Origin of the sequence: Nesterenkonia maliinae (genome assembly GCF_051262655.1) — a bacterium.
Lineage (GTDB): Bacteria > Actinomycetota > Actinomycetes > Actinomycetales > Micrococcaceae > Nesterenkonia.
In genome coordinates, this window is the sequence record NZ_JBIMEY010000001.1 from 159,532 (window position 1) to 173,574 (window position 14,043).

13 protein-coding genes are annotated in these 14,043 nt (G+C 69.4%); 4 read left to right on the forward strand and 9 right to left on the reverse strand.

All coding sequences use genetic code 11. The annotated features are described in order from the left end of the window. Positions 1-18: 18 nt before the first annotated feature. Positions 19-708 (reverse strand): energy-coupling factor ABC transporter ATP-binding protein, encoded by a 690-nt coding sequence (locus ACHAA4_RS00720; RefSeq protein ID WP_435772289.1) that lies wholly within the window; start codon positions 706-708, stop codon positions 19-21. Positions 709-773: 65 nt separating this feature from the next. On the opposite strand from ACHAA4_RS00720, the gene ACHAA4_RS00725 reads away from it, so the two are divergent. Then, positions 774-2,372, forward strand: a complete 1,599-nt coding sequence (locus ACHAA4_RS00725; RefSeq protein WP_106121551.1) for an ABC-F family ATP-binding cassette domain-containing protein — start codon at positions 774-776, stop codon at positions 2,370-2,372. A gap of 43 nt (positions 2,373-2,415) precedes the next feature. On the opposite strand, the gene ACHAA4_RS00730 is transcribed toward ACHAA4_RS00725, so the two are convergent. From ACHAA4_RS00730 to ACHAA4_RS00740, 3 genes are read right to left on the reverse strand one after another with little or no spacing between them, the layout of a single operon-like run. Then, a complete protein-coding gene (locus ACHAA4_RS00730) occupies positions 2,416-3,348 on the reverse strand; it encodes an SURF1 family cytochrome oxidase biogenesis protein (protein WP_435772290.1) in 933 nt (310 codons plus the stop codon). Beyond that, positions 3,345-3,614: an acetone carboxylase gene (locus ACHAA4_RS00735; RefSeq protein ID WP_435772291.1), complete on the reverse strand. Its 270-nt coding sequence runs from the start codon at positions 3,612-3,614 to the stop codon at positions 3,345-3,347. Before ACHAA4_RS00735 ends, ACHAA4_RS00730 begins: the two co-directional genes overlap by 4 nt. Beyond that, a complete protein-coding gene (locus ACHAA4_RS00740; RefSeq protein WP_435772292.1) occupies positions 3,614-4,171 on the reverse strand; it encodes a DUF3099 domain-containing protein in 558 nt (185 codons plus the stop codon). The genes ACHAA4_RS00735 and ACHAA4_RS00740 overlap by 1 nt, the downstream gene beginning before the upstream one ends. Before the next feature lie 156 nt (positions 4,172-4,327). Here ACHAA4_RS00740 and fabG point away from each other — a divergent pair, with 156 nt between their 5' ends. Both fabG and ACHAA4_RS00750 read left to right on the forward strand, forming a co-directional pair. Next, positions 4,328-5,035, forward strand: coding sequence for a 3-oxoacyl-ACP reductase FabG (fabG, locus tag ACHAA4_RS00745; RefSeq protein WP_435772293.1), 708 nt, complete (start codon positions 4,328-4,330; stop codon positions 5,033-5,035). 78 nt (positions 5,036-5,113) lie between these two features. Beyond that, positions 5,114-5,875, forward strand: coding sequence for an SDR family oxidoreductase (locus tag ACHAA4_RS00750; RefSeq protein WP_435772294.1), 762 nt, complete (start codon positions 5,114-5,116; stop codon positions 5,873-5,875). 55 nt (positions 5,876-5,930) lie between these two features. Here the strand turns inward: ACHAA4_RS00750 and ACHAA4_RS00755 are convergent, their stop codons facing one another. The 3 genes from ACHAA4_RS00755 to ACHAA4_RS00765 form a co-directional block, all read right to left on the reverse strand. Continuing rightward, complete coding sequence (locus tag ACHAA4_RS00755; RefSeq protein ID WP_435772295.1) at positions 5,931-7,010, reverse strand: M56 family metallopeptidase; 1,080 nt, start codon at positions 7,008-7,010, stop codon at positions 5,931-5,933. Positions 7,011-7,058: 48 nt separating this feature from the next. Then, positions 7,059-7,400 (reverse strand): BlaI/MecI/CopY family transcriptional regulator, encoded by a 342-nt coding sequence (locus ACHAA4_RS00760; RefSeq protein ID WP_435772296.1) that lies wholly within the window; start codon positions 7,398-7,400, stop codon positions 7,059-7,061. 138 nt (positions 7,401-7,538) lie between these two features. Further along, on the reverse strand, positions 7,539-10,112 hold the full coding sequence (locus ACHAA4_RS00765; protein ID WP_435772297.1) for a DNA gyrase/topoisomerase IV subunit A: 2,574 nt from the start codon (positions 10,110-10,112) through the stop codon (positions 7,539-7,541). A 128-nt stretch (positions 10,113-10,240) separates the two neighbouring features. Here ACHAA4_RS00765 and ACHAA4_RS00770 point away from each other — a divergent pair, with 128 nt between their 5' ends. Continuing rightward, positions 10,241-12,976: a GNAT family N-acetyltransferase gene (locus ACHAA4_RS00770; protein ID WP_435772298.1), complete on the forward strand. Its 2,736-nt coding sequence runs from the start codon at positions 10,241-10,243 to the stop codon at positions 12,974-12,976. On the opposite strand, the gene ACHAA4_RS00775 is transcribed toward ACHAA4_RS00770, so the two are convergent. Further along, on the reverse strand, positions 12,963-13,337 hold the full coding sequence (locus ACHAA4_RS00775; RefSeq protein ID WP_435772299.1) for a hypothetical protein: 375 nt from the start codon (positions 13,335-13,337) through the stop codon (positions 12,963-12,965). The genes ACHAA4_RS00770 and ACHAA4_RS00775 overlap by 14 nt on opposite strands. After that, a complete protein-coding gene (locus tag ACHAA4_RS00780; RefSeq protein ID WP_435772300.1) occupies positions 13,334-14,011 on the reverse strand; it encodes a hypothetical protein in 678 nt (225 codons plus the stop codon). The genes ACHAA4_RS00775 and ACHAA4_RS00780 overlap by 4 nt, the downstream gene beginning before the upstream one ends. Positions 14,012-14,043: the final 32 nt, after the last annotated feature.

The window sequence follows — 14,043 nt, forward strand, 5'->3', positions numbered from 1 at the left end:
CCGCGCGGCCTGAGCAGATCAGGCCCCGCCGGCGACCTCGCGGTAGCGGACGATCGCAGGGCCAGGCGCGTCGTCGGCGATGAGCTGACCCGCCTCGAAGACCAGCACCCGTTCGGCGCGTGCGGCGAGCTCAAGGTCATGGGTGGCCACGATCATCGGGGCCTCGAGACCCATCAGCAGCTGCGTGAACTCCACCGTGCTGCGCAGATCCAGCAGGGTGGTCGGCTCATCGGCCAGGACCAGCTCGGGCTCCGCGGCGAGGACCCCCGCCAGGGCGACCTTCTGCCGTTCCCCGGAGGACAGGTCATAGATGCTCGAGTTCTCCCGGTCCCCGAGGCCCATGGTGTCCAAGATCTCACGACTGCGCTCACGCCGTCCTGCGGCGGAGCTGATGCTGCGGCGCAGCGAGAACGCGATGTCCTCCCCGACCACCGGCATGATCAGCTGTGCCTGCGGATTCGCGAAGATGAACCCCGGGCGCACGCCGGCGGGTCTGAGCTGGAGCGACCCTTCCGTGGGCGTCACCAGCCCCGCGATCAGGCGCAGCAACGTGGACTTCCCGGAGCCGTTGGCGCCGATGACGGCGATCCGATGCTCGTGCAGCGTCAGGGTCAGCGGATGCAGGATCCGGCGCCTCTCACCCTCGGCTGTATCGACGTCGAATGCGACGGCTTCGAGCGTCGTCGTTACACTAGAGAGGTTGTCCACCAAACCCACCCATCTGAAATTGTCAGGCCGTCGCACTCTGTTCGGCCCGAAGGGAAGCTGCACCGTTGATCAGCGTATCCAATCTTGAACTCCGCGCCGGCGCGCGCCTGCTGATGGACGAGGTCAACTTCCGGATCGACTCCGGCGACAAGGTCGGGCTCGTCGGTCGCAATGGTGCGGGCAAGACGACGATGACCAAGGTGCTGGCCGGACTGACCCAGCCCGCCGCCGGTCAGGTGGAGCGCCGCGGCAGCATCGGCTACCTGCCGCAGGACCCGAAGATCGACGACATGGAGCAGCTCTCCCGCGATCGGATCCTCTCCGCCCGCGAGCTCGACGTGATCACCGCGAAGCTGCGCAGCGCCGAGCAGGACATGATGAGCACCGACGACGACGTGCGCGACAAAGCCATGGTCCAGTACGGGAAGATCCAGACCCGGTTCGACGCCGCCGGAGGCTACTCCGCCGAGGCCGAGGCCGCGATGATCTGCAACAACCTTGACCTGCCCGAACGGATCCTCACCCAGCCGCTGAAGACCCTCTCGGGTGGTCAGCGCCGCCGCGTGGAGCTCGCCCGGATCCTCTTCTCCGACGCCGACACGCTGCTCCTGGATGAGCCCACCAACCACCTCGACGCCGACTCCATCGTCTGGCTGCGCGATCACCTGCAGAGCTACGCCGGGGGAGTCCTGATGATCTCCCACGACGTGGAGCTCATCGAATCCACCGTGAACAAGGTGTTCTACCTCGACGGCAACCGCACCACGCTCGACGTCTACAACATGGGGTGGAAGAAATACCTGGTGCAGCGCGATCAGGACGCGGCCCGGCGCAAGCGCGAGTACGCCAACGCGGAGAAGAAGGCTTCCACGCTGCGCTTCCAGGCCGAGAAGATGCGCGCCAAGGCCACGAAGGCGGTCGCCGCGCAGTCCATGCTGAAACGTGCCGACCGGATGATGGCCGGACTCGAGGGTGAACGCGCCGCCGAGCGGGTCGCGAACATCCGTTTCCCAGCCCCGGCCTCCTGCGGCAAGACTCCGCTCATGGCGGAGGGACTCTCGAAGTCCTATGGCTCGCTGGAGATCTTCACCGGGCTCGATCTCGCGATCGACCGCGGATCCCGCGTGGTCATCCTGGGCTATAACGGCGCCGGCAAGACCACGCTGCTGCGCCTGCTCGCCGGTGCCGCGGAGGCCGACTCCGGCCGGGTCATCTCCGGTCATGGGCTCAAGCTGGGCTACTTCGCCCAGGAGCACGACACCCTGGACACCGAGAGCTCGGTGCTGGAGAACATGAAGACCGCCGCACCGTTCCTCAACGACACCGATCAGCGCAAGATCCTCGGATCCTTCCTGTTCTCCGGCGACGACGTCAGCAAGCCGGCCTCGGTCCTCTCCGGCGGTGAGAAGACCCGCCTGGCGCTGGCCTCGCTGGTCGCTTCGAGTGCGAACGTGCTGCTGCTCGATGAGCCGACGAACAACCTGGACCCGGCCAGCCGCGAGGAGATCCTCGCCGCGCTGCGCACCTACGAGGGCGCCGTCGTCCTGGTCAGCCACGACCCCGGTGCCGTCGAGGCGCTGAGCCCGGACCGGGTGCTGCTGCTTCCCGACGGCGAGGAAGACCTCTACACCAAGGACTACGAAGACCTGATCACGCTCGCCTGAGCATGCTCGCCGGCAGGGCGAGCTTCAGCGGTGCGTGTGAGCCTCAGCGGTGCAGGCGCTGGTCCACCCAGGCGTCTTCGAGGTCTTCGTCAGAGAGCTTGCCGGTCTTGATCCGCTGCCGGCGCTTGGCCTCACGGACCCGGTCCTGGGCCGGGGCCGAGGAGGCGGCATGCACCGGCGCGTCGTCAGTGCCCTCTGCGTGGTGTGGTGCACCCGAGATCAGCGCCTCGGCCTCCTCGTAGTCCCGGTTGCGGGCGTGGATCCGGGCGGCGTAGCCCCAGCCGATGAAGCCGAGCAGTCCGAAGGTGATCCACTGCATCGAGTAGGACAGGTGCGGGCCCTCATCCTGGGAGGGGCGGATGAGCTGTCGCGGGGCGACCTCGGGGGCCGGTGCTTCCTCGGCCATGAGTCCATAGCCGCCGGTCAGCAGGTCGTAGCCCAGCTGATCCTGGTATTCCTCCAGGTCGATGGAGGCCAGCTGGCCCTCGGGTGCGCCACGGTTGATCTCCGGCTCGGCGGGACGGATCCGGGCGACCAGGTCCACCTCGCCCTCCGGCGGGGCAGGGTTCAGCGCCGGCTGGGAGCCATCGGTGCTGTCGGTGGGCAGCCAGCCCCGGTCGATGACGACGACGTCGTCGGTGTCGGCCACCGCGAAGGGGACGACTGCCTCGTAGCCCACCGAGCCGCTGTGGCCGCGGTTGCGGACCAGCCGAGAGTCTTGGGCCAGGTACTCGCCGCGGAGCTCGACCACGGTCCATTCGTCCTGCTCCTCGGCCGCGTCGAAGAGCTCGCGGGCCTCGGCGTAGCTGATGGGGTCCTGGTCATAGTTGTCCACGATCCGGTTGATCTCCTCCAGCGCGATCTCGCGCCGATCGATCTGCCACTGTCCGAGGAAGACGCAGGCGACGGCGAAGAGCGCGCAGATGCCCAGCCAGCCCAGCCAGGTGGGGGTCAGCAGGAAGCGGTACCGGTTCACAGGTCGCTCCGTGGTGCCTCATCTGGTGCACCGGTCTCCAGCGGCTCGGTGCTGCGCCAGAAAAGTCGCTGGGTGAGATAGTTCTCCAGCCAGGGGCGGTGCTCGTCGCAGGCGAGCCAGATCTTGCGCCGCTCCGGAGTGTGGACCTTGGGGTTGTTCCAGAGCACCTGCCACATCGCGTTCTGCCTGCAGTCCTTGCGAGAGCACTGAGGCGTCTGCGGTCCAGGCTGCGCGTCGGCGCCGCCCAGGGTGTTCAGTAGGTCCATCAGCGGTGCGTGTCCTGATCATCGAGGGGCTGGGTCGATCTGTCCTGCGCCCGGTCATCGCGGGGATCCTGAGCATCCATCGACTCCGCCGAGCCGTTCTGGACTTCAGAGCCGTTCTGGACCCCATTCCGGTTCTGGCTCTCGGACGTCTGGTCATCCTCGGACTCGACGAGCTCGCCGGTGATCACCTCAGACTCCCCGCCGCCGTTGGAGTAGCCGTTTTCGGCGTACGGATCGTCCTGTTCCCACCACTGCTGGTCAGCCTCAGGCTCACCCTCTTCGTGTGTGGTGGTCAGCAGGCCCGGGGCGTCCAGGTCTTCGGACTGTCGACGGCCCATATACCGGTCGGAGCCGACATTGGCGGTGGTGACCGCGACGTAGGGCAGGACCACCGCGGCGGCCAGCAGGACCCAGGTCATCCAGTTCTGCAGGATCACCGCAAGGATGAAACACACCATACGGATGCCCATTGACACCGCATAGCGCACCATTCTCGAGTGCTGGTCGTCACTGTGCTTCTGAGGAGCATCAGTGATCGAGTGGACCTGGTCGCTCACCGGTCCATTCTAGGTGCCCAACCTGGTGGCCGACGGCGATGTGACGCGACGGTCACATACCGGCTGGCATAGGCTGTGCCGAGACGACCATCCGTGCCGATGGCCCCGCATCCACGCGGGAGCGTCCTCGGACCCAGACCCGTAACAAGGAGACTCATGAGCGCACGCAGCGTATTGATCACCGGTGGAAACCGCGGCATCGGCCGCGCCATCGCCGAGGCGTTCATCGCCAACGGCGACAAGGTCGCGGTCACCACCCGCAACGGAGACGCCCCCGAGGGAGCGCTCGGCGTGGCCGCCGACGTCACCGACGCCGCCTCCGTGGATGCCGCCTTCACCGAGGTGGAACAGGCGCACGGCCCGGTGGAGATCCTCGTCGCCAACGCCGGGATCACCCGCGACACCCTGCTGATGCGGATGAGCGAGGACGACTTCACCGACGTGCTCGACACCAATCTCACCGGAGCCTTCCGGGTGCTCAAACGAGCATCCAAGGGCATGATCCGGATGAAGAAGGGACGGGTCGTGCTGATCTCCTCGGTGGTCGGTCTCTACGGCTCCCCGGGGCAGATCAACTATGCCTCCTCGAAGTCCGGTCTGGTCGGCATGGCCCGCTCGCTGACCCGCGAGCTCGGCAGTCGCGGCATCACCGCCAACGTCGTCGCGCCCGGCTTCGTCCGATCGGACATGACCGACGAGCTCGATGACGCCACGCAGGCCAGGTACCTCCAGAACATCCCAGCGGGACGCTTCGCGGAGCCCACCGAGGTCGCCTCGGTGGTGCGCTGGCTCGCCTCCGCGGAGGCCGGCTACATCTCCGGCGCCGTCATCCCGGTCGATGGCGGGCTCGGCATGGGTCACTGAGCCAGCCCCCCCCCCCCGAACTTCAGCAGCACCAGCTTTCCAGCACGCATCAGCACGAGCAGAACTGAGGACACAGTCATGACAGAGCAGGATCTCGCCGGCATCGGCGCCATCATCACCGGGTCATCGCGCGGCATCGGTGCCGCCACCGCGGCCCTGATCGGGGCGCGCGGCGCCGGCGTCGTCGTCAACTACCGGCAGAAGGCGCCCCGAGCGAAGAAGGTCGTGGCCGGCATCGAGGCCGAGGGCGGCCGCGCGGTCGCCGTGGGCGCGGACCTCACCGAGGCCGCCGGCGCCCAGGCGCTGGTCGATGCCGCGGTGGAGAACTTCGGCGCGCTGAACCTGCTGGTGCTCAACGCCTCCGGAGGTATGGAGTCCGGCCGCGGCGAGGACTACGCGCTCAAGCTCAACCGCGACGCGCAGGTGCAGATGGCGCGCACGGCGATCGAGGTGATGCCCTCAGGCTCACAGATCGTGTTCGTGACCAGCCACCAGGCGCACTTCATCAAGCAGACCGCCACCATGGACGCCTATGAGCCGGTGGCCCGGTCCAAGCGGGCCGGCGAGGACGCGCTGCTGGAGCTGATCCCTGAGCTCGACGCCAAGGGCATCACGCTCACCGTGGTCTCCGGGGACATGATCGAGGGCACCATCACCGCGACGCTGCTCGAGCGCGCCGAGCCCGGCGCGCTGGAGACCCGCCGCGAGGCCGCCGGCAAGCTCTACAGCGTCGAGGAGTTCGCCACTGAGATAGCCGCGCTCATCGGACGCAAGGACCTTGAGCAGGGACACACCGAGCTCGTCGGCGGGGCCGAGGACTTCCTGGCGGCCAACGGCTGAGCGGCCTTGTGGAGCAGGTCTGCGCCGGGCAGAACTCCGCCGGAGAGGTCTCCGGCTAGGGGACGAGCAGCAGGGCCGCCGTCGGGACCAGGATCAGGGCCACGACCATCGCGACGATTCCGGCCAGCGCGGGCCTGCCCAGCGGCTCCGGCGGGATCAGCAGCCGGCTCAGCCGGGCGGTGGTGATCAGCGCCGACTGATCCTGCCCCTCGACGCCTTCTGCCGCGATGCCTGCTGCATCGATCGCTGGCCCCTCGGCCGCTGGCCCCTCGGTCGCCGGCCCATCGGCTGTTGACCCGTCCCGGTGGATGTCGCGGTGGTCCTGCCCGGCGGAGCTCAGCGCCAGGGCGCGCACCAGATCCTCCCGGTGGTGGGCGCGCAGAGCGCCGTCGTCGGCCAGCATCTCGGTGAGCTCGGTGACCGCGGCGCGTCCGTGCCGGGTGGTCGGCAGCCATGGCAGCGCCCGGTACCAGGCCTCGAAGGCCATGGTGAGGAAGTGGTGGCGCTGCTGCAGGTGGGTCTTCTCATGAGCGACGACGGCGGCGAGCTCGGCCTCCGAGAGCTGGTCCAGCAGTCCCCGCGAGAGCACCGTGACCGAGCCGGAATGGGTCCGGCCGGGGAGGCAGTAGGCCAGCGGCGCGTCATGTTCGAGCACATGCGCGTGCAGCAGCTCGGGGGAGAGGTTCTGATGCCGCCCCAGCGCCGCGGCCTGGTTCCCGTCCACCGGGGTGGAGAGCAGCCGCACCACGTCGCGGTGCCGGCGTCGCTGGCCCAGGACCCGGGTGTAGGTCAGCAGCAGGGTCAGCAGCAGGTGCGCGCCCAACAGCACGCCGAGGCACAGCGCGAAGATGTGGCCCGGATGGACCTGGAGCGTCGTCAGCGCAGCGAAGTCCGCGGCCGCAGAGAGGCGCAGCACGTAGACCGCGGCCTCGGGCACCGAGTCACCGAAGGGCCCGAGCCCGTAGACGATCGGGGCGCCCACCATCGAGAGCCCCCCGGCCAGCGCGATGGCCTGCCAGAGCAGCATCGCCGCCCAGGGCGAGCGGACCCTGAACTTCGCCTGGCTCAGCACCCGGGGCACGGGGATGGCCAGCGCGAGGGCCAGCGCGGCCAGGCAGACGGCGAGAATGGTCACCGGACCAGTTTAGTCTCCGCTGCGCGGGCGGATTGTGCCGCTGACCGGCTACTTCTGCAGCAGGCGACGCAGCGCGGCGGCCTCGGAGTCGGGGATGCCCCCGATGAACCGGGCGAGCACTGCTTCGCGGTCCCCGGCGGTGCCCAGCACCTCGTTGAGCATCTCCACCGTGTGCTCCTCGCGCGAGGCGACCGCGGAGTAGCGGTGCGGGCGGGTCGAGCGTTCACGCCGGACCATGTCCTTGCGCTCCAGCCGGGAGAGCACGGTCAGCACTGTGGTCACGGCGAGGTCCTCGCCGAGCCGGTCGCGCACGTCGTTCGCGCTGAGCGATTCGGCGCTGTCCCAGAGCAGGCCCATGACTGAGCGCTCAAGTCCTCCGAGAGTGGCCATCGTGATTGGGCTCCTTAGTGCGTTGACACGTCGACAAGGCTGCTGAGAGCGCTCATCAAGGCGGCATCTCGGTCAGTTGATGTCAGAAAGGATACTCCTGCTGACGCTCCGATTTCTACACGCTGTAGTAATGGTGTGTCATGTTGCGGCGACCGCCGCGGCGGCCAGCGCCTCGGGGCTCGGGGCGACGGCGTCGACCCCGCGTTCCAGCGGAATCCCCGACCCGTCGCGGCGCACCATCTCAGAGGGCAGATTCCGTGCCACGCCGTTGCGTGCGGCCCCGAGCGCCGGACCGATCCCGGCCCATCCGAGTCGCAGATGGTCCTCGCCGCGCATGAAACGATGCGCCCGCACTCCGGCGGTGCCGCGACCCTTGGCCGGGAACTCGGAGAAGTCGGTGAGCTTGATGCTGCCTGCCTCGAAGCCCTCCAGCGGGGTGTCCCCGGCGGCGAGGGTCACGACCAGCGCCCCGGCGCTTCCCTGGTTCCCCGGCGCGGAGTCTTCAGCCTGATTTCCGGCGTCGTCCTGGGCTCCGGCGGCGGGCACCACCGAGAAGGTGATCACGGCATCCTCGGGTGCCAGCTTGATGCCGAGCATCCCGGCCGCGGTGCGTCCCTGGGCGCGGACCAGCGCCGCCTCGAAGCGCAGCAGCTGCGCGCCGGCGGTGATGAAGCAGAGCTGATCGGCGTCGTCGGCGGCCACGGCGGCCCCGATGACCCGGTCCTGGGCGCGACCCTCGCCCTTGAGCGAGATGACCTCCCAGTCGTCGCGGTTCAACGGGTAGTCCGGGTTGACCCGCTTCACCCGGCCCTGGGCGGTGCCCAGCGCGATGACGGCGTCCAGCGGGACGAAGGCGAGCAGCTCCTCGTTCTTCTCCAGGTGCAGGAACTCCTTGGCCTTCACGCCCTGGTTGAGATTGACCATCCCGGAGGACATCTCCACGGCGGGCATGTCCACCACCGGGACGCGGATCATCCGGCCCGCGGTGGTGACCGCGCCGATCTCGCCGCGGGCGCTGGTGGGCACCACGGAGATCAGCGCGTCGTGGCGGGCGCGCCGGGTCGGGTGCACCAGTGAGGAGCGGTTGGTGGTGCGGGCGAGCTGTCCTGAGCTGGAGAGCACCGCCCAGCACGGAGCGTCGGGGATCTGCAGGCTGGAGCCGGCGGCGGGCGCGGCAGGGTCCGGCTGCGCGGAGACGGCGGGGGCAGCCTCGGCGTCGAGCAGCTCGGTGCGCCGGTCATCGCCGTACTTCGCGGCCACCTCGTCGAGCTCATCGGCGACCAGGCTGCGCAGCCGCGCCTCGGAGCCCAGGATCGCTTCGAGCTCCGCGATCTCGGCCTCCAGGCGCTCCTTCTCCTGCTCGAGCTCCAGCGCGGAGTACCGGGTGAGCTGGCGCAGGCGCAGCTCCAGGATGTGATCGGCCTGGGCCTGGCTGAGATCGAAGATCGTCATCAGCCGAGTCCGGGCGGCCGCGGTGTCCTCGGCGGCGCGGATGATCTGGATCACCTCGTCGATGTCGAGGATCGCGACGAGCAGCCCCTCGACCAGGTGCAGCCGGGCCTGGCGCTTGCGCAGCCGGTAGGCGCTGCGGCGGCGGACCACGTTGAGCCGGTGGTCGACATAGACCTCCAGCATCTCCAGCAGACCCAGGGTGCGCGGCTGGCCGTTGACCAGCGCGACGTTGTTGATCCCGAAGGAGTCCTCCAACGGGGTGTGCCGGTAGAGCTGGGCCAGGACCGCCTGCGGGTTGAAGCCCGCCTTGAGCTCGATGATCATCCGCAGCCCGTGCTTGCGGTCGGTGAGGTCCAGGACGTCGGAGATGCCGGTGAGCTTCTTCGCCTGCACCGCATCCTTGATCTTCTCGATGACCTTCTCGGGCCCGACCATATAGGGCAGCTGGGTCACCACGATCCCGGTCTTGCGGGCCGAGACCTGCTCGATGGAGACCTTCGCGCGGGTCTTGAACGAGCCGCGGCCGGTGCGGTAGGCGTCGCGGATGCCCTCGAGCCCCACGATCCGTCCGCCCGAGGGCAGGTCGGGGCCGGGGATGTGGCGGATCAGGTCCTCGAGCGTGGACTCCGGGTGCAGGATCAGGTGTTTGGCGCCGTTGATGACCTCGCGCATGTTGTGCGGGGGCATGTTCGTCGCCATGCCCACGGCGATGCCGGAGGCGCCGTTGACCAGCAGGTTCGGGAAGGCGCTGGGCAGCACCCCGGGCTGGGTGAGCTGGTTGTCATAGTTGGGCTCGAAGTCGACGACGTCTTCGTCGAGGTCGGCCGTCATCGACAGGGCCGCGGCGGTCATCCGCGCCTCGGTGTAGCGCGGGGCGGCGGGCCCGTCGTCGAGCGAGCCGAAGTTGCCGTGGCCATCGACCAGCGGCAGGCGCAGCGCGAAGGACTGCGCCATCCGCACCAGCGCGTCGTAGATCGCGGCGTCGCCGTGCGGGTGCAGCTTGCCCATCACCTCGCCCACCACGCGGGCGGACTTCACATGGCCCTTCTCCGGGCGCAGCCCCATGTCGGCCATCATGTAGAGGATCCGGCGCTGCACCGGCTTCAGGCCGTCCCGGGCGTCAGGCAGGGCGCGGGAATAGATCACCGAATACGCGTACTCCAGGAAGGAGGTCTCCATCTCCGCGGAGACGTCGATGTCGATGATGTTCTCCTCCGGGGTGACCGGGGGAGTGTCGGCGCTCTTGGAACGGCGGGCCATAGCGAGGGTGCTGGTCCTGTATCTCTCGGTGGGCGGGTGCAGGTCCCGACTGCCGGGCAGCCGGGAGGGCCGGAGGTGGTCAGAGGGTGGGTATCTATCTCCGGGCGGGGGTGGTTAGTCTTGATCCTATGGGTGAGACACCCCGAACCGGCGGATATCCGGCGCACTGGGAAGCAGATGTCGTGCTGCGCGATGGGGCCGCGGCCCATCTGCGCCCGATCAGCCCGGAGGACGCGGAGCGGCTGCAGCGCCTGCATTCCTCCCAGTCCGAGTCCTCGATCTACCTGCGCTATTTCACCTTCAAGTCCGCGCTGACCGAGAAGGAGCTCGCCCGGTTCACCCGGGTGGACCACGTGGACCGGGTCGCGATGGTGATCCTGCTCGACGAGGAGATCATCGGGGTCGGCGGCTATGACCGGATCGAGGGCACCCGTGAGGCGGAGGTCTCGTTCAACATCTCCGACCGGCACCAGGGTCGCGGACTCGGCTCGGTGCTGCTCGAGCACCTCGCCGCCGCCGGACGCGAGCGCGGGCTGGAGCGCTTCTCCGCCGAGGTGCTCCCAGAGAACCGCAAGATGCTCGGGGTCTTCTCCGAGGCCGGCTACGAGACCCAGCGCAGCTTCGAGGACGGCGTGGTGATGGTGGAGTTTCCCATCGACCCGACCGAGAAGTCTCGGGCGGTGATGGAGGCCCGCGAGCATCGCGCCGAGTCCCGCAGCGTCGCGGAGCTGCTGGCCCCGGAACAGGTCGCCGTCATCGGGGCCTCGCGCGAGTACGGCTCGGTGGGCTATCACCTCGTGCAGAACCTCATCGAGGGCCACTTCACCGGCGGGGTGCACTCGGTGAACCCGGAGGCCTTCGAGGTCGGCGGGGTCGAGGCCTACGCCTCGCTGGCGCACATCAAGCAGGAGGTGGACCTCGCCGTCGTCGCCGTGCCGGCTGAGCACCTGCCCGAGGTGATCGCCGACTGCGGCCGCAACGGGGTCAAGGGGATCCTGGTGGTCACCGCCCCTGACCTGGGACGCGACGCCGACGCGGAGGACGCCCGGCGGTTGGACCAGCGGGAACTGGTCCGGCTGGCCCGACGCTGGGGGATGCGGGTGATCGGTCCCGCCTCGGTGGGGCTGCTGAACACCGACCCAGACGTCTCGCTGAACGCCTCGCTGTCCCCGACCATGCCGCTGCGCGGGGGCGTGGGCCTGTTCAGCCAGTCCGCCTCGATCGGGGTCTCGCTCTTCGCCCAGGCCAACCGGCGCGAGCTCGGGCTCTCCTCGGTGATCTCTGCCGGCAACCGGGCGGACCTCTCGGGCAATGACGCGATGCAGTACTTCGAGGACGACGACTCCACCCGCGCCGTCGGGGTCTATCTGGAGAGCTTCGGCAACCCGCGCAAGTTCTCCCGGATCGCCCGCCGGCTCTCCCGCACCAAGCCGGTGGTCGTGGCCAAGTCCGATGTGATGGGACGCAGCCTGCCCCCGGGCCATGAGGTGCGCACGACCCGGGCGCCGATGGGCGCGGTGGACTCGATGCTGGAACATTCCGGGGTGATCCAGGTGGGAAACCACGATTCGCTCATGGACGTGCTCCAGGTGCTCGCCACCCAGCCGCTGCCCGGCGGCGGACGCGTAGGGATCCTCTCGAACTCGCCGTCGATGAGCCGGATCCTCGCCGACACCGCCGGCACCCTGGACCTGACCGCGACCCACGTCGTCGGAGACCTCGATCTTGATCTTCCCCGCGCCGAGGCCGACGCCGCGCTGGCCGGGGCCCTGGAGGCGCTCTTCACCGCAGAAGATGTGGACGCGGTGGCGCTGTGCCTGCAGCCCGCGGTGACCGGGGAGCACTATGACCACAGCCGGCTGATCTCGCAGACCGCGCGCCAGCACACCAAGCCGATGGTCGCGTCCTGGATCGGGGTGCTCGACACCAGCGTGCCGCTGAACCACATCGGCAACGCCGCGCCGGTGATCGAGAAGGGGTCGCTGCAGCAGGGCTTCCCGGTGTTCTCGTCCCCGGAGCGGTCGCTGACCGCTCTGGCGAAGATCGTGCGTTACCAGCGCTGGCGCTCCCAGGGCATCGGTGAGCCTTATGTGCCCGCAGGGCTCGAGGGCACCACCGTGGCCCGGCGCGGGGACGAGCTGCTCGACGGCTGGCTCGAGGATGTCCCCGGCGCAGAGGTGCGCCAGCTCGAGCCGGAGCGCTGCGCGGAGCTGCTCGAGGCCTACGGGCTTTCACTGCTGCGCTCGGTGGCCTTCTCCACCGAGGAGGAGGCACTGGCCGCGGCGGAGACGCTCGGCTATCCGGTGGCGGTGAAGTCCACGAACACCTACCTGCGTCACCGCCTGGACCTCGGCGGGGTGCAGCTGAACATCGAGGACGCCGAGGCGCTGCGCCGAGCGATCGCAGAGATGCGCCGGGTGCTGGCCGACTACGGGGCGGCGGGCCTGGAGCTGCAGTCCATGGCGCCCGCCGGGCAGGGCTGCGTGATCCGGGCGATCGAGGATCCGCTGATGGGTCCGGTGGTCTCCTTCGGGCTCTCCGGCGACGCGGTGGAGCTGCTCGACGACTGGGCCCACGCCGTCCCGCCGCTGACCGATCAGGACGTGCGCGGACTGGTCCAGAGCCCCCGCGCGGCCAAGCGGCTCTTCGGCTATAAGGGCGTGCCCGCGGTGGACCTCGCCGCCTTGGAGGACACGCTGCAGCGGGTGGCCACGCTGAAGGACAACCATCCCCAGGTCGCGTCCCTGGAGCTGACCCCGGTGCTGGCCTCACCGGAGGGGGTCCAGGTGCTGCACGCCGCGATCGAGATCGCGAACCCCGAGCAGCGCACCGACTCGGCCCGCCGCGCGATCAGCCGCTACTGACCCCCTCCTCCTGGGGTGCGGGTCGGAGCCGTGGGACCCCGGCTTGGATCAGCTTGGCCGCCAGCGCCTCCGGGTGGGTGAGATCGGTCCAGTCCCAGCGGGTCACGGCGCGTCCGGTGCGCCGGATCGCGTCCTCGCGCCGCTTCTCCGCATAGTGCACCTGCTTCGCGGAGCGTCCCCGCAGCATGGCCTCGTCGAAGTACTTCCCGAGCCCGTCGAACTCCCCGACGATCCTCCGTGAGGATGATCCGGACCGCGAGCCGCTCTCCACGGTCCATTCGAAGTCCACGCGCTCGTCTCCGATCTCGGTGGTGATCCACACCTGAAGATCCGGGGCGGCGAAGCCCAGCTGGTGGATCACCGCCCGTGAGACGGATTCGCCGGGGGACTCGGCGCGCGCATCCGCGAAGCACAGCGCGGCCCGGAACCGCTTGTTGAGCCGCTGCGCAAGGAACGGGTCCCCCAGGTCAGCGGATCCGTTGTGACCTCGGGGGGCGCAGCCAGCAGGGCCTGGCCGCGCTGCGCGAGGAACGGGTCCAGGACCGCCACGGCCTCGGGGAAGTCCAGGCGTGCGACGGCGTCGGGCAGCGCCAGCTCCAGCGGCTCCACCCAGTACCCTGCCTCGGGCCCGGTCACTGCGGGCAGGGCCGACGCCGTCATCGGCTCGCGCCGAGAGATCCCGACCAGGCTGGGGTCCTGCGTGCGCAGGGTGACGTGCGGCGGCGTCGTGAGCGGGAGCCCGTGGAGCAGCAGCGCCGAGTCGCGGCAGAACAGCGAGTTCGGCCGACGGTGCGCCATGGCGGCCACGGCGATCTGCGCACGGATCCACGGCGGGGACCTCACCCAGGCAGCGGCGTCGACGTAGATGCCGCGGCGCACCCGGAGCAGCTCCGCGGCGGCCACCTGGGCGGAGAGTCGGGTGGCGCTGTGCAGGTCATCGGGCTGCCAGGCGGACCGGATCAGCCGGATCGGCGCGGGGTCAGTGAGCGCGGAGACGGTGAGGTCGCCGAGGTCGGTGGAAGCATCGTGCGTCATCGCTCCACCGTGCCGCGGCGCCGACCCGCTCA